This window comes from Pseudomonas sp. GNP014 (assembly GCF_054344005.1).
Window position 1 is genome coordinate 4,383,180 of sequence record NZ_JBTGUS010000001.1, and the last position, 23,455, is coordinate 4,406,634.

Annotated in this window: 25 protein-coding genes; 3 read left to right on the forward strand and 22 right to left on the reverse strand. The window is 56.8% G+C overall.

Annotated features, from left to right (window positions below):
- Positions 1 to 3: 3 nt before the first annotated feature.
- The 6 genes from ACXX9E_RS19660 to ACXX9E_RS19685 form a co-directional block, all read right to left on the reverse strand.
- Positions 4 to 774 carry a copper chaperone gene (locus ACXX9E_RS19660; RefSeq protein WP_458556004.1) on the reverse strand — a complete coding sequence of 257 codons (771 nt, stop codon included), beginning with the start codon at positions 772 to 774 and terminating at the stop codon, positions 4 to 6.
- 10 nt (positions 775 to 784) lie between these two features.
- Entirely contained in the window at positions 785 to 2,242 is a 1,458-nt protein-coding gene (locus ACXX9E_RS19665; protein ID WP_458556005.1) for a DUF7868 domain-containing protein, read from the reverse strand.
- 94 nt (positions 2,243 to 2,336) lie between these two features.
- Positions 2,337 to 3,860: a tyrosinase family protein gene (locus ACXX9E_RS19670; RefSeq protein ID WP_458556006.1), complete on the reverse strand. Its 1,524-nt coding sequence runs from the start codon at positions 3,858 to 3,860 to the stop codon at positions 2,337 to 2,339.
- 102 nt (positions 3,861 to 3,962) lie between these two features.
- Positions 3,963 to 4,388 (reverse strand): hypothetical protein, encoded by a 426-nt coding sequence (locus ACXX9E_RS19675; protein WP_123468693.1) that lies wholly within the window; start codon positions 4,386 to 4,388, stop codon positions 3,963 to 3,965.
- A 16-nt stretch (positions 4,389 to 4,404) separates the two neighbouring features.
- On the reverse strand, positions 4,405 to 6,582 hold the full coding sequence (locus ACXX9E_RS19680; RefSeq protein WP_458556007.1) for a multicopper oxidase family protein: 2,178 nt from the start codon (positions 6,580 to 6,582) through the stop codon (positions 4,405 to 4,407).
- A 104-nt stretch (positions 6,583 to 6,686) separates the two neighbouring features.
- On the reverse strand, positions 6,687 to 7,433 hold the full coding sequence (locus ACXX9E_RS19685) for a DJ-1/PfpI family protein (protein WP_458556008.1): 747 nt from the start codon (positions 7,431 to 7,433) through the stop codon (positions 6,687 to 6,689).
- 222 nt (positions 7,434 to 7,655) lie between these two features.
- Here ACXX9E_RS19685 and ACXX9E_RS19690 point away from each other — a divergent pair, with 222 nt between their 5' ends.
- Positions 7,656 to 7,820 carry a hypothetical protein gene (locus ACXX9E_RS19690; RefSeq protein WP_429540947.1) on the forward strand — a complete coding sequence of 55 codons (165 nt, stop codon included), beginning with the start codon at positions 7,656 to 7,658 and terminating at the stop codon, positions 7,818 to 7,820.
- A 9-nt stretch (positions 7,821 to 7,829) separates the two neighbouring features.
- Here the strand turns inward: ACXX9E_RS19690 and ACXX9E_RS19695 are convergent, their stop codons facing one another.
- The 10 genes from ACXX9E_RS19695 to ACXX9E_RS19740 form a co-directional block, all read right to left on the reverse strand.
- Positions 7,830 to 8,135, reverse strand: a complete 306-nt coding sequence (locus tag ACXX9E_RS19695; RefSeq protein ID WP_064587549.1) for a DUF6482 family protein — start codon at positions 8,133 to 8,135, stop codon at positions 7,830 to 7,832.
- Positions 8,136 to 8,149: 14 nt separating this feature from the next.
- Positions 8,150 to 8,860, reverse strand: coding sequence for an SDR family NAD(P)-dependent oxidoreductase (locus ACXX9E_RS19700; RefSeq protein WP_123468708.1), 711 nt, complete (start codon positions 8,858 to 8,860; stop codon positions 8,150 to 8,152).
- Positions 8,857 to 9,399 carry a DUF3833 domain-containing protein gene (locus ACXX9E_RS19705; protein ID WP_128614731.1) on the reverse strand — a complete coding sequence of 181 codons (543 nt, stop codon included), beginning with the start codon at positions 9,397 to 9,399 and terminating at the stop codon, positions 8,857 to 8,859. Before ACXX9E_RS19705 ends, ACXX9E_RS19700 begins: the two co-directional genes overlap by 4 nt.
- A gap of 82 nt (positions 9,400 to 9,481) precedes the next feature.
- Positions 9,482 to 10,039 carry a GTP cyclohydrolase I FolE gene (gene folE / locus ACXX9E_RS19710; protein WP_123468712.1) on the reverse strand — a complete coding sequence of 186 codons (558 nt, stop codon included), beginning with the start codon at positions 10,037 to 10,039 and terminating at the stop codon, positions 9,482 to 9,484.
- Positions 10,040 to 10,311: 272 nt separating this feature from the next.
- Complete coding sequence (locus ACXX9E_RS19715) at positions 10,312 to 11,304, reverse strand: LacI family DNA-binding transcriptional regulator (protein WP_458556009.1); 993 nt, start codon at positions 11,302 to 11,304, stop codon at positions 10,312 to 10,314.
- 75 nt (positions 11,305 to 11,379) lie between these two features.
- The gene (locus ACXX9E_RS19720) at positions 11,380 to 12,882 is read right to left on the reverse strand and encodes a glycoside hydrolase family 32 protein (protein ID WP_458556010.1); all 1,503 of its coding nucleotides are present in this window, start codon (positions 12,880 to 12,882) and stop codon (positions 11,380 to 11,382) included.
- Positions 12,879 to 14,024 (reverse strand): ABC transporter ATP-binding protein, encoded by a 1,146-nt coding sequence (locus tag ACXX9E_RS19725; protein WP_128614729.1) that lies wholly within the window; start codon positions 14,022 to 14,024, stop codon positions 12,879 to 12,881. Before ACXX9E_RS19725 ends, ACXX9E_RS19720 begins: the two co-directional genes overlap by 4 nt.
- 27 nt (positions 14,025 to 14,051) lie before the next feature.
- Complete coding sequence (locus ACXX9E_RS19730; RefSeq protein WP_458556011.1) at positions 14,052 to 14,894, reverse strand: carbohydrate ABC transporter permease; 843 nt, start codon at positions 14,892 to 14,894, stop codon at positions 14,052 to 14,054.
- Entirely contained in the window at positions 14,891 to 15,853 is a 963-nt protein-coding gene (locus tag ACXX9E_RS19735) for a carbohydrate ABC transporter permease (RefSeq protein ID WP_186745347.1), read from the reverse strand. Before ACXX9E_RS19735 ends, ACXX9E_RS19730 begins: the two co-directional genes overlap by 4 nt.
- A 21-nt stretch (positions 15,854 to 15,874) precedes the next feature.
- Positions 15,875 to 17,149 carry an ABC transporter substrate-binding protein gene (locus ACXX9E_RS19740; protein WP_457236609.1) on the reverse strand — a complete coding sequence of 425 codons (1,275 nt, stop codon included), beginning with the start codon at positions 17,147 to 17,149 and terminating at the stop codon, positions 15,875 to 15,877.
- A 167-nt stretch (positions 17,150 to 17,316) separates the two neighbouring features.
- Here ACXX9E_RS19740 and ACXX9E_RS19745 point away from each other — a divergent pair, with 167 nt between their 5' ends.
- Positions 17,317 to 18,882, forward strand: a complete 1,566-nt coding sequence (locus ACXX9E_RS19745; RefSeq protein WP_458556012.1) for a carbohydrate porin — start codon at positions 17,317 to 17,319, stop codon at positions 18,880 to 18,882.
- A gap of 123 nt (positions 18,883 to 19,005) precedes the next feature.
- On the forward strand, positions 19,006 to 19,410 hold the full coding sequence (locus ACXX9E_RS19750; RefSeq protein WP_186745353.1) for an acyl-CoA thioesterase: 405 nt from the start codon (positions 19,006 to 19,008) through the stop codon (positions 19,408 to 19,410).
- Here the strand turns inward: ACXX9E_RS19750 and ACXX9E_RS19755 are convergent.
- The 6 genes from ACXX9E_RS19755 to ACXX9E_RS19780 all read right to left on the reverse strand — a co-directional run bounded on the left by ACXX9E_RS19755 (position 19,370) and on the right by ACXX9E_RS19780 (position 23,451).
- Positions 19,370 to 19,762, reverse strand: coding sequence for a LysR substrate-binding domain-containing protein (locus ACXX9E_RS19755; protein ID WP_458556602.1), 393 nt, complete (start codon positions 19,760 to 19,762; stop codon positions 19,370 to 19,372). The two genes, ACXX9E_RS19750 and ACXX9E_RS19755, sit on opposite strands and share 41 nt — an antisense overlap.
- A 135-nt stretch (positions 19,763 to 19,897) precedes the next feature.
- Complete coding sequence (locus tag ACXX9E_RS19760; protein WP_458556013.1) at positions 19,898 to 20,464, reverse strand: hypothetical protein; 567 nt, start codon at positions 20,462 to 20,464, stop codon at positions 19,898 to 19,900.
- 97 nt (positions 20,465 to 20,561) lie between these two features.
- On the reverse strand, positions 20,562 to 20,786 hold the full coding sequence (locus ACXX9E_RS19765) for a hypothetical protein (protein WP_458556014.1): 225 nt from the start codon (positions 20,784 to 20,786) through the stop codon (positions 20,562 to 20,564).
- A gap of 10 nt (positions 20,787 to 20,796) precedes the next feature.
- Positions 20,797 to 22,044 (reverse strand): secretin GspD/PilQ domain-containing protein, encoded by a 1,248-nt coding sequence (locus ACXX9E_RS19770; protein ID WP_458556015.1) that lies wholly within the window; start codon positions 22,042 to 22,044, stop codon positions 20,797 to 20,799.
- Between the two features lie 28 nt (positions 22,045 to 22,072).
- Positions 22,073 to 23,164 carry a zonular occludens toxin domain-containing protein gene (locus ACXX9E_RS19775; protein ID WP_458556016.1) on the reverse strand — a complete coding sequence of 364 codons (1,092 nt, stop codon included), beginning with the start codon at positions 23,162 to 23,164 and terminating at the stop codon, positions 22,073 to 22,075.
- On the reverse strand, positions 23,164 to 23,451 hold the full coding sequence (locus tag ACXX9E_RS19780; RefSeq protein WP_458556017.1) for a DUF2523 family protein: 288 nt from the start codon (positions 23,449 to 23,451) through the stop codon (positions 23,164 to 23,166). Before ACXX9E_RS19780 ends, ACXX9E_RS19775 begins: the two co-directional genes overlap by 1 nt.
- Between the last annotated feature and the right edge of the window lie 4 nt (positions 23,452 to 23,455).

Sequence of the window (23,455 nt, forward strand, 5' to 3'; positions counted from 1 at the left end):
CGCCTAACCATGGGGACGCTCCGAAAGATGTTTGGTGACGAATGTATAAAAGTGCATGGGTGACACAAGCCAGTGCCAGCCTGGTGGACGAGGAGGCGTGAGCCGTTCGGCCAGCACGATGAGACCTGCCAATAGCATCACCGGGATATGCCAGGTTCCGCTCACCAGCGGCACCAGCATCCACGCCCAGCACGAAACAATACAAAACAGGCCATGGCGCATGCCGAAGGTCAGGCAGTCCTTGTCGGCTGGCCAGCCAAACAAGTCGATCCGCTGAGGTTGATGCGCTCGATTGAGTGCTGCGCGATGGCATGGGCTTGCGCTCCAGACCAGCGCGATCAGCAATGTCACGATGAACACGTTTTGGCCCAGCGTGAACTGGAGCAACAACGCCAAGACCCATAGAACAGGGCCGGCGGCCATCCACAACGCACAATAGCCGAACACAAACAGCGCGGATGCACGCATTCGCCGACGTGCCAGGCTGGAGTGCCAGACATGCATGAGCGGCATTGCCAACAGGGGCGGCATCATGGCCAAAAGCATCAGGAACCAGCCGGCGAGGATGCGGTGCAGCGGGTTCAGCGCGAGCTCCGCCTGTAACGCCGCCGGCCAGCGAGTGACGATCGACAGCCCGTTCACCGCTACGCAAAATGCGGGACCTTCACTGCTTACATCGTTGTAGAGGGAAAGGGCCAGGCCCACGCCTGCCGTGGCCAGCAGAATTGGCCACGGTGCGTAAGTAAAACTGCGTAGAACCAGACCTGGCCGCATCAGTCTGCCCTCAAGTCACGACGCCACTGCGCTTGAGAACGCTGATGCGCTCAACCGTTATCGGTGCTTCATCGGAAATCTGCTCGACAGGTACCAGCGTCACGCGCAGATGATTCGGATCGAAGTCCCCGGCGGCCGTGAGCCGTTGAGCCAGGTCGGTAATATCAATCGTATAACCCAACCCGTTGTGTTCGCCGTCTTTTTCCGAAGCAACGTTGAGACCGAAAAGCGTCAGGCTGCCGGCGTACCGGTCAGGGTCGAGCGCCGGGTTGGCGCCGTCAGGCAGATTGACGTACACATCCAGCAGCGGTGACGGTGCGGAGCCACGCACGGATTCCAGGGCCAGGTAGAGTCGGGCCACCGCCTTACCCGGCGATGTCGCGCCCATGGTCGCGATGCTACTGGAGGCCGCCGTGGGTTCGAGGTCGATATGACTGTCTACCGGCGCACTGCCGATCGTGACGGCAGCGGCATTGGCGCCGATGGGCTGTACCGTTTGCTTGCTGGGCGAACCCATATTGACCCGTGCCACTGCATTCACTCCCGGCTTTACACCCGTACCGATGCTCAAATCATCATAGGGCCGATAAAATTTGCCGCCCTTCAACGTGTCTTTGCTAGTAAAGGTTACGCCAGGTGCGTTGTCGCCGGGGACCGGCATGATAAAGCTGCGGTTGGCCGGACCATTGAGCCAGAGTGGGTCGTGGACCATGGTCTTGCCCGGCGTGTTCATCCAGGCTTCCCAGAGGCGATCAATGTTGCAATGGTGCAGCCAGAATATAGGGTCAAGACCTGCCAGATAGGCATTGCCCATATAACCACCGACGAGACCGTGAACCGTGTTGTGCGGGTTGCTCTCCAGTTCTCCGGTGATATCCGCGAACTGGACGAAATCGCCAGTGATTCCGCCACCGAATCCCAGGTTTCCGTTACCGACGATAAAATCATTCTCTTCCATCGCCTCAAGGCTGAATCCGCCCCCGGGCTTGATCGCCTTGATTCCGGGGCGCCGAGGGTATTTGCACAGCGGGTTCGGGCTGCCGTCGGGTAAGGTTTTTTCTACAAAGGCCTCAGGCAGATACAGGGCTTTCGGATCGCTGCTGTTGAGGTAGTTCCAGTAGGGAAGGGTCCAGTCGTCCCCCGTCAACTCTTTCACTTTCGCGGCGACGATTGCTTCGAACGAAAACAGGTACGCCCGGTGCCAGGAGAGGAAATACCAACTGCCGTGCTGACACTGATTGCCGTACGTCTTGTTGGTCAAGTCTGCTGGAATCGGGGTATTCGCCTTGATCAGATTTTCGTTGAGCCACAACTGAGGATGGAATCCATGCATGGCGCCGAGGAATTTCCAGCTCGTGCGGTCCTGTATCGGTTGCGCGTCCAGCGCCTGCATTGCCTTGGCGTAGTTCAGCAATGTCTTGTTCCATCCTGAACCCAGTGTTGCAACATCCTGGCGAGAAGCGGTCATGATAGGTGCTCCGTTGCGGTTAGGTGATGTCTCCCCCAACTTCAGTGCCGGTCTTCATCACGTCAGATCCGGCACTTTTCAAGCAGCCACAGCGCTACTCTGTCTGCAGCAATAGATGGACATCGATGACCGGGTTGCCCATCAGCTTCTGCGGGAAGCGATCCCCTACAAAGGTCTTGTCGACCGGTTCTACCCAGACACTCAGTTTGCCGCCCGCTATATCCGCCATTGGCAGTTCGAAATCGAACTGCGCCATCGCGTTGCTCACGCAATTGGCACAGCTTTGCACCTCAACCGGCTGGAATAACGCTCTGGAGGCGATCGTCCTTCCGTCCTTTTGCAGGTGCACCCGGAAGCTGCCGGGGATTTTCAGACGATTGATGCCGCTGACGCGTACGTTGACTCGATCGGTCTCGACCGTGAATTGTTTGTTCGCGGCGAGCGTACGCTGGGTCTTGGGCAGAAAATCGACGTTCGAGGCTTCGGCCGGCGGTTCGTAATCAATATCAAGCTGACCTGCCGAGTCGATGATTGCCAGCGTGTTCAGTTCCAGTGCGCTGTGGGTGAATGGATTCAGAACCTCGAGCGCTGGATCGCTGAATATCTGAAAACTGATCGGGTCGGTAGCCTCGTTGATAGTGGTCAACAGCCCTTGCAGGTCGGTGGCCAGCATTTTCTTCTGCCATTCCCAGAACAGTCGGTCCCAATTGCAGTGGAAGAACCAGAACACCGGGTCGAACGCCGCAACTTCCTGTTGTTGCATCGTCGGACCAATGGAGTCATGGCCACTGTCGTGGGCGGTAATGATGGTGTTGTGACTGGCACCGGACCAGTAGCCATGAAAGTCTTCCCAGTCGGTTTTGCTCATTGCCCGGTTGACGTCATCGGTCACGCCGTTATCAATCAGGTTCTGGGCAATCGTGTCGTAGTCAAAACGTGTGGTGACGTACCCTTCGGGGAAATCCGCGCCAATGGTTTTCGGTAGCACGTATTGGTCGAAGGGTGGGCTTTTAAGCACGTCGGGGAAGGGCGTGGTGATATCCCAATAAGGCAGGGTCACGTTCTCGCAACCAGGCACCGATCTCAGGGCATTTTCGAAACTGACCAGATAGGCCCGGTGCCAGGGGTTGTAGCCCGGTACGTGGTGCATGCAATAGGTATTGGGTGCCGGAAACCAGTGATAGCCCGCCTGGACGAAATAGCTGTTCGGGTCAGCGGGATCGAGGGCCTTAATGGCGGAAAAAGCTTTTTTGAGCTGGTCGAGTTCGTTGCTCGACAAGGTGGTGATGTCCTTGCGCATCCTGCCGGCCGGGGCCGCGGTGCTGAACAATGAGCGTGCCGCGAAGTCGGCCTGGCTCGCTTGAGTCACGGGCACGCCTTTGGGGTAGCCATTGTTCATCCAGTTGAGGAAGGTACCCACCCAGTCGGCAGGCCAGGGATTACCCGGCGGCATGTTGCCTGCTGCGACTTGTTGATAGATGTCGCCGGCGTGGTTCATCACCGCGTCGTAGCTGGCCAGGTCGAGACCTTGTCTGGCCATGTGCGCGCGGTCCACGGCCGTGAACATGTCGCGAATCTGCGCATACCAGGTGGGGTTGGTGACGGGGGTTGCGGTCATGTCTGACTCCTTGTCGTCGGTAACAATCGAAGTTTCAGTGGATCGAGTGTGGCTCGCCGGAGGAACTACCCAGACGACCCGCGAGCGACCTGCAAGCGATAGCTAACTGGCCTTGACGGCGATGAACGAAGCGACCAGTCCGGCAGACGCGCCGTCGTGAGGCTTCACACGGATGACTGATCCAGTGATGGCCGGCACCTGATTCACGCCGTTTGGCCAGTGCTCCGTCAGCACCCCGTCATAGTCGTAGAAGTAATCTTGAGTGGAGGTCCCGGGCCGCCCGCTGCCCACGATGTGTACGTGGTCGGGTAGTCCGTCGTGGGCGCGCGTGATAACGCCCTTCAAGTCCATGACCGCGTTCGAGCCGAAACCGAGTTCACCTGCAAATGTCCCGTCGGCAGTGTCCTCCACGGTCCACACGCCTTCGGCGAATAACAGTGCCGCGAGTTTGTCCGGCGCTCCTCCAGTTAATGCGGGGTTATTGAGGAAACTTCTATACGTCCATTTTCCTGCAAAGGGATTGCTCATGACTGACATCTCCTTATCACTGTTTTTTGACGTCCGAATGTTGATGCGACGTGTGCTTCATCCCTGCCATGCCAATGCCGCCGCCGACGGCATTGAGGTCTGGCACGATCTGGATATTGGTCATCATCCCGCCGTCTTCGTGATCGAGGATGTGGCAGTGAATGACGAATTCACCGATGTAGCGGTCGTAGTGCGTGCGCACCAATACCTGATAGTCGTTCTGGACAAAGATCGTGTCTTTGAACTCGTGCCACATGCCGCAGTACTGGTTTTGCAATCCCAGCTCGTCGGCCGGAACCAGGCATTCGCCATTGGGGCCGAAGATGCTTTTGGGCTTTTCGCCGGGTTTGGCGTAGAGCACGTCCATCACCTGGAACGGGTTGACGTGGATGTGAAAGATGTGAGGTTCGCCCTGCGACGTCAGCACCCAGTCATCGGTGGTGTTGACCTGACGGGTGAAGTCGATACGGTCCGGGTCATAGGATTTGTAGTTGATGAAAAAGCCGAAAGCGCCAGACCACGGATCCCCCGGTTTTTTCGGCGCCGTGGCCGGAGCTGCCGGCGGAAATGGCGGATATCCGATGAAAAAGTCAGCTTTCTGGATGTCGTCGTTGACGGTTGCATCCTTGAGGTCGGGCATTGCGCGCCACGGCTTCAGGTTGCCGCTACGCAGTCCTTCGAGGGCTGCCACCGGCAACGATGAGCCTTTGTTGGCGTCATAGAGCGCCTGCTGGATATAGCTTTGCGGATCGTCGGTCACCACTTTACCGCCGGAGACGATGACCGTTGCCAGCAATTGGGTTTCATTCGGACCTTGTCCGCCGGGGCCGCCATTGGGTCCGGCATTCGCACGCTCTGCCGGCGTTGCCGCCTGGTTCAGCACGCAATAGGTGCCATCACGGGGGAACATCAGCAACACATCACTGCGATAGCCTGGTTGCAGAAAGTTACTGCCGATGCCACCACTGACACTTTTTTTGTTCACCCCGATCGGGCGGATGGCAGTGCGCGTCAGTCCGTCGGCGGCGATCTCGAATTGCGGAACAAGTTCGACCGGTTTGCTGGAGTCAGGCACTGTCACCGGGCACAGGTCGGCGATCAGCGCTGCTTGTTCCTTTGGCGTGCCGCCGAGTATGCCCTGCAGCGCAAGACTGGCTTTGGCACCACTGGTGTTCATGGGCACGATTTGCAAATTCACGGTGTCATGGATGCCGCCGTGAATGAAGCGCCAGCGTTGAATTTCTCCTGCGGCTATGCCGCGCAAAGTCGGCTGGACCGCACCGTTGATACTGGTGAACCGGCCGCTGTTGTCCCAGACCGTAGGGGAGGAGAGTTGCGCGTCGAAGTTCTCCACCACACCGGTTTTATCGCCGGGGCACGACCAGGTGCCGTCCTTCTGCGTGATGATGTTGCCCTTGTCGTCGAAACACGCATAAGGAATTTGCTGGAACAGAAAGACTTGCTCGGTGAGGGGCTTGCCCGCCGCGTCCTTGAGGATGGTGTCGATGTCTCCCGGCTTGTCACCGGTGTAGGCGCGATTGCCGCGCACGATCAGCGCGCCCGCTGCGCCGCTGGCGACCTGAAGCGCCGTGGAGCCATGTCGGTGTGCGTGATACCAGAACGTACCTGAAGGGTGATCGGTGGGAATATTGACCTCGTACTCAAACTTTGTTTGCGGCGCGATGTTCAGCAGCACGTTATCGCTGTTGCCGGACGGTGAGACGTGCATCCCGTGGTAGTGCAGATTGATCGTGTTGAAACAGCCGGGATCGCCATTCGCCGGATCAAGCCCCCCCGGACAACTGGGATCGTTTTTCTCCAGTTGATTGTCCAGATGCACCCGCAGGGTGTTGCCCGGCTGCACATCAATGAGCGGCCCCGTCAGACAGCCGCCGTATGAGCGCAACATGACCTTGTCTTTGGCACCGTCGGGACTCCCCGGGTTGTAGATGTAGTTTTCGCGTTTCTGCACTTGCAGGTTGAGTTCGACCGTTTGCCCGTCACGCGTGATGTCACCTGCCGGATCGCACCCTGTTGATGGTTGGGCCAGTTCAATGGCCTTCAGCGTGCCTGCCTGGTTTTTTTCAAGGAGCCTTGGCGGTGAAAGGAACGGTTGAGCCGTGAGTTCGGCGAGCGCCGTGGAGGTGGTTGCACACACGATCAGCCCTGCGAAGATCCTGTAACGCGAATTCATTTCCTGCTCCCTGCGCATTGCGCAAATGTCCCACAGCCATGACAGCCGGGTGTCCGTTGAGATAGTTCGACCGGGCAATGTGAACGCCGGTAGCTTTGCGCCTCCTAGGAAGAACCGGTGCGCTTGAGCACAAGGGCGATGGTTTCAGCGAGAGCCGAATCGCAGGTGCGCCCGGCGCCCGGGGTGTAGACCGGTGGTTTGGCGACGGAAGGGTCGCCGCTGGTGAAGGGAGGACGGGGGTTGTACTGGATGTTCAACTGCACCTTTTGGGCGACCAGCTCACCGGCAATCAAGGCGATGATTGCCAAGGCTTCGTCGAGCCCCGATGAAATGCCACCGCCGGTGATACGTTGCCTGTCGACGATGTAACGGGGATAGCCGTCTACCACATTGACCCGATTGAACAGTTTCAGACAGGCGATGAAGGCCCAATGCGTGGTGGCGTTATAACCGTCCAGCAAACCTGCTGCGGCCGCGAGCAAGGCACCTTCGCAGACCGAGGCGCAATATTGCGCAGCACTGCCTTGCTGAAACAGCCAGGTCATACGCCGGGGATCTTTCATCAGACGTTGCAAATCGGTGGGTTCACCGCCGGGAATCCACAGCAGGTCGATGTCATCGGAATGTTGATCGAACACCGGTAGATCGCCACCGATGGTCATGCCATCACGCGTGGTGATGGATGGCCCATCGAGTGAAATCAGCCGGACGGAGCGGCGAGGGGCGCTGGTGTTTGTCTGCGGTTCAACCAGCTTCATCCAGTTGAACAGTTCGTAAGGGGCGCTGATGTCGAGCAAGTCCACACCATCGTAGATGGCAATTGCGATCAGGTAGTGTCCTGGTGCAGGCATGACTCCCTCCTTGGGAACACCGCGGCGAACGCACTGGCGTCGTCAGGTGTATAGCGTTGCGCCAATCAGCAATGCGATGCCCGGACAGCGGAACCGGAGGTTGTCCACCCAAGGCCAATGGCCAGTAGAGAGGGTTTTGCCAGCATAGTCGGGGTTGTCATGCGTGCAAGAAGATTTTATGCGCAACCGCCCAATGGTATTGGGCCTGGTGGTTTTCGCACCATGACTTGTAAGAAGCCTGAAACAGTCACCGATTTCAATCAGACCGATCAACTGCTGCAACGCGCATATCAATCCACCCAGGCCTGGATAGGCGAGGGTGGTTTGATCCGTGACGGGATACCCGATTCGTTGCTGGCTCACACGCATCATCTGGATGACGAGTGATTGTCCGCCTCATAACGGCGTGGTGAGCGAAAACGGAATACGCAGCTCTTCGACAGGCCCTGTATCCCGGCCACACATTTCGTCATGTACGCATTGCTGCACCAGCACGCAGGGAAAGGCCGGCACGGTTTGCAGCAGGTCCCGCAGGTGAGTGATCGAACGCAGGTGCATCGGCTTGGCTGCATCATCAAGCAGGGTGAACTGGCCGTGATCGAGGCGGATCCGTGCCAGGTAAAAACCGCCTTCGAGTGACAGCAGCTCCAGCTCGCGGATTTCGCTGTTGGCCGCACGTTCGGTGAGGGTTTGCAGGTTCATGCTTCACTCCTTGCCTACCAGGGTAGGCGTTCTCCATCGTAGGCAAAGAAATGGCCGCTGTCGGCCGGCGTCAACTGGTCAATCAAGGTCAGTAGCTGGTCAGCGGCGACGTCTGCCGGCCGGGCGCTGGACGCCCCGCGAAAAGGTTGCGATAGCGCCGATACGACAGTGCCCGGATGCAGGCTGAGCAAGCGGCTCTGCGGGCGAGTGCGCGCCAGTTCGATGGCTGCGGTCTTGATCAGCATGTTCAGTGCAGCCTTGGATGCACGATAGGCGTACCAGCCGCCCAAACGGTTGTCGCCAATGCTCCCGACCTTGGCCGAAAGCATCGCCATCGCTCCCTGAGGATCGAGCAGCGGCAGAAAGTGGCGCAGCACCAATGCCGGTCCCAGCGTGTTCACTTGAAACACGGCTTGCAGCGCCTCCGGCTCGATCGCGCTGAAGCTTTTTTCCGGCTTGATCGCGTCGCGATGGAGCAGGCCGGCCGCGTGGATGATCAACTGATACGGTGCTTCGGCTGCCAGCTCCGTGGCAGCACCGGCAATCGTTTCGGGGCGTTCCAGGTCCAGTGCGGGAACGGTCCGGCGCCCCAGCGCACGAACCCCGGCACAGCGCGGATCCTGTTCAAGTTGTTCGCAAAAAGCTGTGCCGAGGGCTCCACTGGCGCCGATCACCAGCGCACGGTAACCGTCGCCGAGCGAGGCCATGGTCAGTGCGCGGTTCATTGGCTTGCTCCGGCACCCTGGCGACGGAAGAACAACGTCACCTGGCCGACCTCTACCCCGAACTTGGACATGGCGGTGCGGTTGATCAGCGTGTCCTCGTCCATCAGGTACATCCAGTCGTCCATGCTCATTTCGTACGTCGAGTCGTCGACCGGCAGGTTCAGGCGATAGCGCCAGTGCAAGGTATTGCCAGCGACCTGGCCCTTGGCGACGCCCACCACGTCATCCGCGCGCCCGCTCCAGCGCCCTTGGCCCTCGGGCGTGAGGGTCCAGACGCGGCGCTGGCGGGTGCCGTCGCTGTACAGGAAATGCTCGTCGAGAATCAGGTTGTTGCCCTCACGACGGCTGACGATGTTGACCTCGAACCGCTTGGCCACCTCACCGCTGCGCTTCTGAAACATCCCCCAGGCTTTGACGGGCTGACTGAAAAACTGCTCCAGATCCAACGCCGGTTGCTGATCCGCATAGCGGGTGACATCCACACTGCCGCAGCTCGCGACGCTGAGGACCAATGTCAGTAACAGCAGAAATCGGGTCATTGCCTTACTCCCTGAAGTACTCGAGCGAAGAGGGTGAAGTGTCGAACGATCGGCTTGTACAGTGCCTTGGCCCTGTATAGGTTTATCGCCGTCCGATCAGTTGCAGGAATTCCTGGCGCGTCGTTGAACTGTCACGGAACGCGCCGAGCATCACGGAGGAAGTCATGACCGAATTCTGCTTCTCCACGCCGCGCATCATCATGCACATGTGCCGGGCTTCAATGACCACTGCCACACCGGCAGCGTCGGTGATCTGCTGGATGGCTTCAGCAATCTGCCGGGTGAGGTTTTCCTGGATCTGCAGGCGACGCGCGAACATGTCCACCACGCGCGCGACCTTCGACAGCCCGAGGACTCTGCCGGTGGGGATATAGGCCACGTGCGCCTTGCCGATAAAGGGCAGCATGTGGTGCTCGCACAAGGAATAAAGCTCGATGTCGCTGACGATCACCATTTCATCGCTCTGCGATTCGAACAGCGCGCCGTTGGTGACGTCTTCCAGGCTCATCGTGTAGCCATTGCACAGATACTGCATTGCTTTGGCGGCACGCTTGGGCGTGTCCAACAATCCCTCGCGTTCGGGGTTTTCACCGACGCCGACGAGGATTTCACGGTAATGGCTGGCTAGTAGTGGGTTCATTCAAGGTTCTCGCGGCGGTGCTGTACGTTAAGGCCGATCCATAGCGAAAGAGTTGTACGCGACAAAGCGTTCTGTATAGGTTTTATTCAAGATAGGCTGAAAAAAATCACCTGACAATGAATCGGCAATCTTTTTTGTGCAGATGCGAAAACCTCACATCGCAGTGTGTGAGGTTGTCGGGACAGGTTTCGATCAGACGTTGAAGGTTTGGCTCAATGGCCGGACCATTTTGCTTGAAGTCCGAAAAGGGCCCTGCGCGGGCCCTTCCAGGCTCATAGCGATGTTCTGACCACCAATGGACAATCAACCGGCTGGGCGCCCGATACGTCGAGGGTCTCGATCAGGTGCCGGACAGCCTTGCGCCCGATCTCGTAGTACGGCAGTTGCACCGTGGTCAGCGGGGGGATGAACAGCTCCGCAATACCGACCATGTTGTCATAGCCAAGCACCGCGACATCTTCGGGAATTTTCAGGCCTCGGCCCAATAGCAGCTGATAGGCACAAAAGGCAATGCGGTCGTTGCCACAGATCAGGATATCGAATTGGGGGCGACCATCGTTGATGTGCCGATCGAGGATAGCGGCCGTTTCGCTATAGGCATCATGGTCGGAAAGGTCGTATTGCAGGAGTGCCTCCGGCGCCAGTCCGAATGCCTGACAGGCACGTTGCAGGCCTTTTTGGCGCAGCCCCCAGGCCAGACTCTGTTTGGGCAGATTGATACACAACGGGCGCTTGTAGCCGAGGTTCAACGCATGGTGTACGGCCCGGTATTGGCCCGCTTCATCGTCGGGTACATAGCTGACGAGACGGCGGTCATCGGCCAGGCAATTGGCGAGGACCAACGGTTTGCTCTTCAATCGTTCGGGAATGCAAACCTGGCGAAATCCCATCGCGCTGAAGATCAAGCCGTCCGGACGGTGCGACAGCATCAGGTCGATGTTCTGGTCGGTGGGCGGGTTGCTGAGCAGGTTGAGGATAAAGACATTCCAGCCTGCCTGCTGTGCGGTCTGCTCAATGGACAGCAGCAACTCGACCGCGAACGGCGTGGTTGCCGTGTCCAGCGCGAACACACCGATGGTCCGCGACTGCAGGTTATCGCCGCGCATCTTGCGCGCTGACAGGCTCGGTACGAACTGCAATTCATCAATGGCCCGACGCACCCGCTGAAGGGTTTCGGCGCTCAGTTTTTCCGGACTGTTGAGCGCACGAGAAACCGTCATCAGGGACACGCCGGCCAGCTGTGCAACGTCTTTCACTGAAGTCATGTGAGGCAAAATCGGTCAGGTTGACGCCGGATCATGACACAGGGCCCGCGCTTCTCGCGACCCGAATGACGCCGTTCATAGCCATCCAGAACCGAGAGGCCATGCCCTGCAAATCGACACACGTCCGCCAGTCCCGCTTGCCAGAAGCTTCACGCCCAGGCTGTCGGGCCGCGGATAGACGCGACTGCTGAGGCTGAAGCGCCCGTTTTCGTCGAACACCTCGACGGACGAACGATCGAGGAACACGCGCAGTTCGAGTCGCTGTTGTGTCGGGTCTATCCATACGCTGCGCTGGCCTGTGACTTGCGCACCCGAGCGACTGCGGTCAAGCACCAGGCGCTGCAGTGCTGCATCGTAGTAGAGCAGGGTTTCTTCACGGCCATCGTCGCTGCAACGCAAGGCGATCCCCAAGTGGCCGTCGGTGCAGTCGAGCAGATCCAGTTGCACATGGATTTCGAGCATATCGCCGCGCACTTCCGGCACCCACCGCGATCCCGTATCTTCCCAGCCAGGCGTATCCGGCAATGGCGCCAGGCGCAGAGCGCTGAGCTCCCGTGCCGGATAAACGCAAAGGCGATCGCCGCGCAGTTCCAGTTCACGCGGCACACCGAGCATGCCGCACCAGTGATGGGCCTGGCTCGGCATCGGGCTTTCCCACATGTCGAGCCACGCCCACACCAGGCGCCGACCATCGGCGGCCAGTAGCGTTTGCGCTGCATAGAAATCGTGGCCGTTATCCAGCTCGATAAAAGGCCCACCGGTGAAATGCCATGCGCTATCGAGTTGGCCCACTCGGTAACCCGTCTGGTATTTGTTGAGCCGGTCGTAACCGTCGGCTTGCATGCCTTGGGGCGAGTACAGCAGCACGTCGCGTCCATTCAGGCGAAACAGGTCCGGGCACTCCCACATATAGCCATCGCCCTCGCTGCCGGCGGACACATAGTCGAGGAACTCCCAGGTGTGCAGATCCGTGGAGCGGAACAACGGCAGCAGCGGCCTGTCGCCTAGACGCGCGCCGGCAATCAGGTACCAACAGTCATCCTCCTGCCAGACCTTGGGGTCACGGAAGTGCATGATGGTGTCTTGCGGCGCGCGGTCGATCACGGCGCCATGTTTGACGAAGTGGATGCCATCGGTACTGGTTGCCAGGCACTGCACTTGACGGATGAAACGCTCGTCTCCCACATCCCCCAGCCAAGTGTGCCCGGTGTAGATCAGGGCCAAGGTATCGCCACACACCACGGCGCTACCGGAAAAACAACCGTCACGGTCAACGTCATCGCCGGGAGCCAGCGCAATGGGCAGGTGCTGCCAATGAGCCAGATCGGCACTCTTGGCGTGGCCCCAATAGATCCGTCCCCACTGCGCATCGAAGGGGTGATGCTGATAGAAAACGTGATATTCGCCACGAAAGTACACGACGCCGTTAGGGTCGTTCATCCAGCCTGCCGGCGGGGCAAGATGATAACCGGGACGATAATCCTGGATGACGCGAGTCAGACCATCACTCAGCGCATGCTGCGCAAGGTCAAGGGCGCAAGACATTGGGTCGTTCATACGATTCAAATACTCAGTCATAGGGCGCTTGCTCGTGCCGAGCGCAGAAAGACGCCATCCGGAAGGGTTTCAATGGCTTGCGGGTAGCGCTTCAAGGCCGCGCCGTCGACGTCGAACAGGTGCAGGTTGTCGATGTCCAGATGCAGCTCAACCCGATCGCCGGCTTGCCATCCGGCGCTGACTTCGCAACGACAGATCAGTGGATCGTCTTGACCTGTCTCGAGGTGCACATAGGTTTCGCTGCCCAGGTATTCGACCGCAGTAACGATGACGCCAGCGGCTTTATCCGCCGCCTTCAGCGACACATGCTCCGGACGAATCCCCAGGCTCAGCTGCGTGCCCGTCGCCAGGTTCGAGCTGTCGAAGGGCAGGGGCATGATTCCCCATACAAGGGTATCGACCAGGCTGGTTTCGCCTGGCGTCTGCAGGCGCACCGGCAGAAAATTCATTCTGGGCGAGCCGAGAAAACCGGCGACAAAGCGGCTGGCCGGGCGCTCATAGAGTTCGCGCGGTGCGCCGACCTGCTCTACATGGCCGCCATTGAGCACGACAATTTTGTCGGCCAGGGTCATCGCTTCTACCTGATCGTGGGTAACGTAGATCATGGTCGAGCGCAGTCGGGCATGCAGCCGGGCGATTTCGTTGCGCATCTGCACCCGCAAGGACGCGTCCAGGTTGGAAAGCGGCTCATCGAACAACAAAATGTCCGGTTCTCGCGCCATGGCTCTGCCCATGGCCACACGCTGACGCTGCCCACCGGACAGCTCTTTTGGCTTGCGTTGCAGCAGCTTGTCCAATTGCAGGATTTGCGCAGTTTTCAGCACCCGCTCGCGCAGGCTGCTCTTTTCCGTCTTCGCAAGCTTGAGACCAAAACTGATGTTGTCGTAGACGCTCATGTGCGGGTATAGCGCATAAGACTGAAACACCATGCCGACGCCACGCTCGCGCGGCTCCAGGTCGTTGACCCGTCGCCCGTCGATCAGCAGGTCGCCGGCGCAGATCGAATCCAGTCCGGCGATCAGCCGCAGCAGGGTCGACTTTCCGCAGCCCGAAGGGCCGACGAACACCACGAATTCACCCGCCGCGATCTCCAGGTTGATGTCGCGAAGAATCCGCACGCCGCCCAATTGTTTGTTCACGTTGTCCAGTTTTAATTTGATCACGATGCTGTTCCTTGTCTTTGTTGGGCATCAACCCTTTAACGCGCCGGCAGTGAGACCGGAAACGATTCGGCGCTGGAAGATCAGCACCAGAATCACCAGTGGGACGGTGACCAGCACCGATGCCGCCATCAACAAGCCCCAAGGCAACTCATGGGGGCTGCCGCCGGAAATCAAGGCGATGGCGACCGGCACCGTGCGTTGGGTGTCAGTGAGGGTGAAGGTCAGGGCAAACAGGAACTCGTTCCACGCGGCGATGAAGGCCAATAAACCAGTGGTCACCAGCGCGGGCCATAGCAACGGCAACAGCACTCGGGTCAGCGTGACCCAAGGCGAGGCGCCATCCATGATTGCCGCTTCCTCCAATTCATGGGGCAATTGCCCCATGAATGTGGTCAGCACCCAGACGGTGAAGGGCAGGGTGAAAATCGTGTAGCTCAGGATCAACGCCCAGGACGTGTTGTACAGACCCAAGGCGCGGATCACTTCGAACAGCCCCGACAACACCGCAACCTGGGGAAACATCGACACGCCAAGCACCATCATCAACACCGTGCCACGCCCGCGGAATTTCACCCGGCCCAAGGCATAGGCGGCGGTCAGGCTGAGGAACAGCGCCAGTGTCACCACGCACAGCGCAACCACCAGCGAATTACCGATCGCCCGCAGGAATGAGGCTTGATGGAGGATCGCCGCGTAATTGGAGAAGTCCGGGTTTGCGATCCAGTAGCTGATCTCGAACAAGGCGCTGGACGGCTTCAGCGACGTGAGGATGGCGTAGTAGAAGGGGAAAACCGCATACAGCAGCAACACCCCGATCAGGCACCAGAAGCCGAGGCGCAACAACGCTTTTTTCAGCAGGCGCGGGCTCATGAACGGGCCTCCAGTTGACGGCGGCCGAGGTAGAGATAAAGCATGGCGATGACCGCCACCACCAGAAACAACAGGGTCGAAGCCGCGCTGCCGTAACCGACGTCCTGGAATTCCACCAGGTGTTGACGGGCATACACCGACATGCTCATGGTGCTCGACGAGTTCGAGGTCAGCACATAGATCACGTCGAATACCCGCAGCGAGTCGAGAATGCGAAAGATCGCTGCCACCAGCAGTGCAGGCATCAACAGGGGAAGGGTGACACGCCAGAACACTTTCAGCGGGTGGATGCCATCGACCCGGGCCGCTTCGTAGCAATCGCTTGGCAACATCTGCAAGGCCGCCAGCATCAGCAGCGTGACAAAAGGCACGGTCTTCCAGACGTCGACGATGATCACCGCCCACATCGACAGGTCTGCATCTGCCGTCCAGGCCAGGGGCGCGTCAATCAGGCCGAGGCTCAGCATCAAGTGATTGATGATGCCGAACTGGTCGTTCAGCATCCATGCCCAGATCTTTGCCGAGACAATGGTCGGAATCGCCCATGGAATCAGAATCAACGCACGCACCAGAGAACGGCCGGTGAACTTGATGTTCAACAGCAACGCCACCAACAACCCCAGTACGACTTCCAGGCCCACTGACACCACAGTGAAATACAGCGTGTTGCGCACCGCATTCCACCATTGTGGATCGACGAGGATGCCCGACCAGGCGGAACCGTTGCGGACCAGATAATTGCTCAAGCCGATGAAGGTTGCGCCACCGCTGTCCGCCAGGCTGGCGTCGGTCAGGCTGAACCAGAATGTGCGCAGCAGCGGCCAGGCTGCGACCAGGGCCAGACACAACAGCATCGGTGTCAGGAACAGCCAGGCGGCGCGTACCCGACGGCGTTGTACGGGCGTTTCCCTCGTGAGCAGCAGCTCGTCGAAGGGGGCATGGGCAGTAGAGACAGACATGGTGATTTCCTTCCTTGTGGCTTACCAGTTCTGGCGTTTGATGCGCGTGAGTTCGCTTTCCAGTTCGGCCAGCGCCTGATCGACGGGCAACTCGCCCGCGAGCACGCCATGCACGCGATCGAAGAACGCATTGGAGACCCGCGGATAGCGATCGGCGGTGATTGACGCGGGGCGCATGACCCCATCGTTGAGAATGCTGTGCAACTGAGCGTAATAAGGCATGGCCGCGAGTAACTCGGGATCTTGATACAGCGACTCGATCACCGGGTTATAGGCGCCTGCCAGGGCTCGACGTTTTTGCTCCTGGGCGCTGGTCAGGTAGCTCACCAGCTCGGCGGCAAGTTCGGGATGGGCGCTGTAGCGCGATATCGCCAGGCCCCAGCCACCGAGGGTGGAGGCATGGTCGCCGGCCTCGCCGCCGCGGGGCAGGGGAGCGACCCCGACTTTGTCTTTTACGGCACTGTCCTGGCTTTGCACCAGGGCCCAGACATAGGGCCAGTTACGCATGAACAGCGCATTGCCCGACTGGAAAACGCCACGGCCTTCTTCCTCGGTGTAATTGAGCACGCCACGCGGGGAGATGTCGCCGACCCAGCTTTTCGCCAACGTCAAAGCTGCTCTTGAAGCCTGACTGTTGACCACGATGTCGCCGCGTTGATTGATCAGCCCGCCTTGCGGCTGGCTGCTGATCCACTCCAGCGCATTACACGTCAGCCCCTCGTAGGCGCGGCCCTGAAAGATGTAACCCCAGACATTGGCGTTCCCGGCGGTGCGCTCGGCCTGTTGAACATCCCTCGCGGTAGCAGTCATTTCTTCCCAGGTCTGGGGGACCTGCCGGTTGTATTTCTCAAGCAAGTCTTTGCGGTAATACAGAAGGCCCGAGTCGGTGAACCAGGGCATCGTCACCAAACGTCCGTTTACGGTGGCGTTATCGACCTGTGCCTGGAAGTAGCCTTGGGTCGCGTTGGCTGGAAGCACCTCACGCAGATCCATCAGGTGTTTGGCCAGCATCCCCGGCCAGACCATGTCGATTTGAATGATGTCGATGTCGGCGGACTGCGCACTGAGGATCTGTTGATAGAACGATAACCTCTCGGTCGCCGAGTTAGGCGTGGAGACCACCTCGACGTTGTTGCCAGTCTGTTTCGACCATCTCTCGACGGCCTCCTTGCACAGCTGCAACTCCGCACCCACAGCGCCGCACGAGATCGTCAGATCGGCTGCGCTCGAGACGGATGGAAGTGCGGCAAACAGGGTGATCAATGTGGCGGGCAGGAGCGATTTCAGGTGTTTCATCGAGCGTCCTTTATTTTTGTTTTTAGAAAAGTTAACGTTAACATCACCAAATGTAGCAGCGTATTTGCGATGAGGCACCCTTTTTTTCGTCGATTGCGACAACGCGCTACTCCGGCAAAAAAACGTCAATAGCGTCAACCAACAATAAAAACAAACAGGGATTTCACATGCAGAAAGCAACAGGCTGGCTCCTGGCAGGTGTGCTCGGCACATCCGCGGCGACCTCTCAGGCAGCGACACTGGAACAGCGCATGGCCGCACTTGAAGCCCGTGCCAGCGCAGCCGAAACGCGCGCAGCCACGGCCGAACAGCAGACCCAAATACTTGCCCGCGAATTGCAGCAGATCAAACTTGCGTCCCCTCCCTTGCAGCCCGCCGCGTCTAACGCAACAGCCATTTCGGCGCCTGACCTGGATACCCGACTGGCAAAACTCGAAGCCCGTCAGCAAAGCCCGGAGAAAGAGGGCAGTACCGGACACCTCACTGATGGGTTCAGCTTCAACGGCTATGCGCGCTCCGGATTGTTGGTCGACGAGGGACTCGGTGGTGGCCGTGGCGGTCCTTATACAACGCCGGCCGGCTCGGTGGGCGGTGCAGTGGGGCGACTCGGCAACGAAGACGACACCTACATGCGTATCGACCTGTCGAAAGAGATCCATGCGCAAAACGGCACCCGCTCCAAGTTCACGGTTTCCATCGCCGACGGGGTGGAAAGCTCCAACGACTGGACGGCCGACGAAAGCAAACTCAACGTACGCCAGGTATTCGCCACGCTCGACCATGTCGCCGCGTTCAAAGGCAATTCAGTGTTCGAGAACGCCACGCTGTGGGCAGGCAAGCGCTTCGACAGAGACAACTTCGATATCCACTGGCTGGACTCGGACGTCGTCTACCTGGCTGGCACCGGCGGTGGCATTTACGATGTGCAGATGAACAAGAACTGGCGCTCGAATTACTCCTTGATTGGGCGTAGCTACGGGGATTTCAGTCAAGGGGGTATCAATGCCGATGTGGAAAGCTACATTCTGACCTCCAACCAGTTTTTCGCGGATGGCCAGTGGCAATGGATGTACAACGCCATCGGTGCGAAGAAAAACGATTTCTCTACCCGCACCAATAAAGCCGGTTTGACGCCTGCGGATTCCGGCTTGCACAGCATGTTGGCCAATCACCAGAAAACTTTTTTCGGCAGAGAAGGCTTCTTCAAAACGGCGCTGCTCTATGGGCAAGGCCTGGGTGCAGAGGTCAAGAACGTTGGCTCGGACGGGGAGTTGATCGACGAGGCCCGCGCGCTGCGTCTGGCACTTTACGGGGAGACCCCGCTTGCGCCCGACTGGCGTATCGGGCCCAGCTTGCTGGCCGAGCAAAGCAAGGACCGATACGTCAAGGGTGACGACTACCGCTGGCTGACTCTGAACGTGCGACTGGCTAACAAAATCAACAGTAACTTCGAAATGGCCTACGAACTGAGCTGGCAAACCATGAACCTCGACCCCAAGGGCTATCTGCAACGTAATGCGGTCGACGGTAATTTCTTGAAATTCACGGTTGCCCCGACATTCAAACTTGACGTTGCAGATATTCTTACGCGTCCTGAACTGCGAGTGTTCGCAAGCTTCATGAACTGGTCTTCGGATCTGGACAGATTCAGCACCACAGATGCCTTTGGCATGACCGACTTCCATGCGGGAGGTGTCTGGCAGTACGGCATTCAGATGGAGACCTGGTTTTAAAGGCCGAGAGACAAGTGCAGTGCGGCTTGGTCGCACTGCACCAAGCCAGCAGTGCTACATGCAAGTGCGTTAATAGGCAAGATGCCGGCGGCATGGCTAACCAATAACGACAGGGATGATTTAATGCCGGATGCAGTTTTTGTAAGTCGAACCATTTTGTTCGGAGATTGTGACCCGGCAGGAGTGGTTTACACTCCGCGGTTCTCATATTTTGCTGTAGAAGCTATTTATGTAGCGCTTGACCGGTGGCTGGGCGCTCCAGGGCTTAGAACTTTAATGGGTTTTAATATTCTGCCGCCGGTGCGCGCGATGTCGATAGAGTTGCTGAGCCCTGTAACGTGGGATGATGAAATGATTATAAAAGTCGGTGTGGCCAAGTTGGGCGCGCACTCGTTTACCTTTTTGGTTGAGGGTTTTTTAGGTAAGGACGTATTGGCTTTTACGGCGAATATCACCCACGTATGCGTCTCACCAGAAAGCAAGGAAGTTATACCCATTCCCGCTCAGTTGAGAGCACTTCTTTCATAAACTCCACCAGTTCACCCTTGGCCAATTCACGCTTGATCAGTTGCCGGGGCAGGGTGGTCCAGTCGAGCACGGCACGAACCATTTCGAATAACGCCAGATAGCTTTCCGCTTGCCACAACTGGGTCGAGCGCAGGTATTCGCTGCGCGGCAATTTACTCGCGTGGGCGCTGAAGGCCAGGCGGCGATGAGCGTGCTGGTCGTCGAAAGTGACGGTATCGAGTTGTGCCAATGGATGGCCGGATTGGCAGACATGCAGCATGATCAATTTGCCCAGTTGCTGGAACGCAAGTTCCCTGGGTAACCCGCCAATCTGTTGCCGGGCTTGGCCACGGTCAGTGGTGCCTAGCGCAATATATCATTTAACATAATATACATTATGCGAAGCGTCCTATAGAGGTCTGAGGGGCTCTGGTGATCAGATTTCAAGCCTGGCACTGCCTCCTGACGGCGTTTTAGCGGCTACGAAAACGAGTACCTGTTTCTATCTTCAATCCGGCTGCTGATGAGCCTGATCCAGAGTCATCGGCGGCATTCCATAACACCGAATGAAAAGATCCTGAGAGCCAAGCTGTCGATGATACTCAACCACTCGAGGAAGCAGATCTCGGAGAACCTCGATGAGGGTTGAGTCATATCCCTTCGGAGTGTTCTTTTCATACTGGTAACGACTGCCGGTAAAAATATGACGGCACCGTTCAAGCTTTTCAGCTTGTCGGTCAAGTCCAATGCTAGAACGAATCTGTTCAGGTATCGCGTGATAAAGAGTCAGCAAATCATGTCTGTCCGGAGAGGTCTTTTTTACTGAGATTTTGCCTAATCCCTGCAATAACTGATGAGCAGGTTTGAGAAGTTGAGTATCCACTTCATAGGTCTGATTGGCCTTTCCGTGATTGCTATTTGGCACGGAAATGAAGCTTTTTAGGAGGATTTCGACACCGATGGCCGCGTTAATTTGCGCGATGTCCAGCAGGTCATATCCTCGAAGAAGATGTTCTGCCGCCCGTAAATAACGGTATGCGGCTTCTACCATCCATGCCGGTAAATCGTCCGTCATTTGTGTGCCTCAGCAGATTGAAAAGGGCAAACTACCCTGCCCTTTATATAGGGTAAAATTATAACTGAACTAAATGATGCTTTAGTTTAGTTATAAGTCAAAGCTTTCCTGAATCCTTTGATGGGCACCCTTCAAGCTCACGTCCAACAGCCGGCGCATTCAACCACGCGGCTTCTTCTGCCTTTGCGACGTTTTCCAAAGCCTGCTGATAAACCTGCGGATCTGGATCATTGCGGGCTAGCTGCAGGTACTCACGAATGACGTTTTCGTTGTCCAGGTGCATAGCTGGATCGAACGGTTTAAGCGGCTTTTTGCTGGTCATTGGCGTCGGCCTATTGGGGTTGTCTACTTCTTAAGTCCTGTACCTGGGCCACGTCAATAGCAGGAATCAACGTCGGTGTGATGAACAGAATCAGCTCGGATGTGCCGCTCGATTTCGTGCTGTAACGGAAAATTCGACCCAGGTAAGGAATCGAAGCCAGCCCCGGCACTCGATGCTCTTGGACGTGCTCGGTATTTGAAAATACCCCACCGAGAGCAATCGTTGAACCTAAACGAACGCGAACCTTAGAAGTCAGCGACGCTGTTTTGATCGGCGGAACACCATTGATGGCATTGGAAAAATCAGGCTCATCCTTGGCTAATTTTACGTCCAGTAAGACGCCGGTTTCATCAATCGAAGGTGTTACATCAAGGGAAAGCGCGGCCTCTTTAAAGGACACAGAGGTTGCTCCATCACCGGCGGCTTGCTGGTAAGGAACCTCAGATCCTTTAACGATGCGAGCTTGCTGCCTGTCAGAGGCAAATACTCGAGGACGTGAGATAACTTTGCCGTAACCACCCTTCTCCATCGCTGCCAACTCCAAATCCAGAATCAGCGCGCTTGAAACAAAACCAATGCCTGCATTAGAAATCTGGCTACCCATATCAACAAAATTGGTTGAGCCAGTTGCTGTGAAATTACCAGGGCGAGCGGTTCCCGACCAATTAACACCAAGCTCCTGAGAGAAAGACCGATCCACCTCAACGATGCGAGCTTCGATCATCACTTGGGCACGAGGGAAATCAACAGCACTGAGATATAGACCAAGCTCTTCAAGTCTCTCAGCGGACATACGAGCCACGACAATAGAGGATGCATCATTTGACGTGAGGGATTCTTGTTTTCCTGACTCAGAGAGCACCGGAAAGCCCTTGATGGCTTCTGAGGCAAGTATGTGCCTGACTTTAAAAATAGAGTTTTTATATTCAGGTACTACAGGTTCTTCAGCGCTTTGGAAATAATCGGCACCGTGTGACACATACAGAACACCACTATCAATGTGGTAGTTGAGGCTCTTTGTTTTGGCGACGTACTCTAATGCGTCCTGCCAAGAAACCCCTTTCATCCGCATGGTAACAGTGCCGGTAATATCATCGGCACTCACCAGATTCAACCCAGCAAAATCAGCGATGAGCTGTAGGGCTGCACTGGTATTAATTGCGTCAAAATCAAACGTCATTTTGTTGTCCGTTTGCGCAAATGCAGACAGGGAAAAGGACAGCGAAATAAACATAACAAAGGTACGAAAATATTGCATATAGATACCGTCAATAAATTAAGGAGACTTAGCCGGATGGACTGCTTGCGCTACGCTGAGCAGTTCCACCGCCAAAGCCTCCTATGATTGGAGGCATGACTAGGCTGGAACTTTGAGATGTCCAGGTTGTTATTCGCTCACCTTCAATGTCACAGTAAACCTCATTGAAATCAGAAAAATAACGACACTCCGAGAATGCGACATACCGAGTGCGCCCAGCCTTGTCTACTAAGATGGCGGTTGAAGGGTCAGTTTTAGCTTGAGGGTCAGGGGCATACATGTGAACAAATCCGCTGAGCCTCCATGTTTGTGAATATTGTATTGGCGGAGGAACCGGGATTTTATTTGGGATCGCCTTTTTCGCAAACTTGTCCACTTGTGGCAGTGGTAACGGCGGAGGTGCTTGAGTGGTTTTAAAGAACGTCTTCAATCCAAGAATACCGACAACAAGACATATCACGACAAGTGCAATCAATGACCAAAGACCATACGACCTAATAAATGATCCACTCTTATCTGCCACAGATTCATCACCAACTTCTCCGGTAGCAGATAGTGTGGCTGAACGGTAATAGCCTTGAATCTTACTGCTGAATACACCCGGGATTTGCCGGATGATTTTACTGCGCGGCGGCTTATCGCCTGTAACAACACCCGTGTAAGCATCTACGCGGTAAACTTTTTTAGAGATTTTTACCACTCTAAACGTTGTTTCAATCAGCGTTCTAGCCCAACTCGCAATTTGTGAAAGGTCTTGCGTAACCATCACAATGCGCATTGAGTTGTTGTTCGCGTCTACCCTGTGCCGGTGCTCAGCTAGCAAAGATTTATCATGAGGATTTGCGGCATTGGCTTTCTCACCACATGGCCAACGTCTCCAGCACTCATCGAGAATAAGAACGCAGCCGCTAGTCACGTACTCGGATAGATCATCTATCTCAAACCAATCCTCTGGAAGCTGTTTAATGGTGCCGCCAAAATCAGCCAGCAAGTCATCCGAGTTAAGAGGGATATTAGTGACTACATGTCTACCCTGCTTTAAAGATGGGATAACGACACGTTCAACAACACCGTAGCTTTTGCCATGACCCGGTTTGCCTACATAAGCATGAATGGCCATTAACCCACCACTGGAAGGCGACGAATAAAGAAGCGCACGCCATAGGCAGACATAATCAGGCCTAGGCCGAATTGAATCTCAAACATATTCATAAAGTACCAGACAGAATCCGGTATAGAGTCGAAGGCATGAGCGGCCCCCTCAACTTGTTCTGCGATACCTAGCGTATCAAGTAAAGCGATGAAGGCGGACCAAATCCAACCCAAGACTAGAAATACAGTGTCGATGGCAAATTGTGCCAACTGCTCAAAGATACCTTTTAGCCATGTAGCAAAACTAGAGAGCATTCCC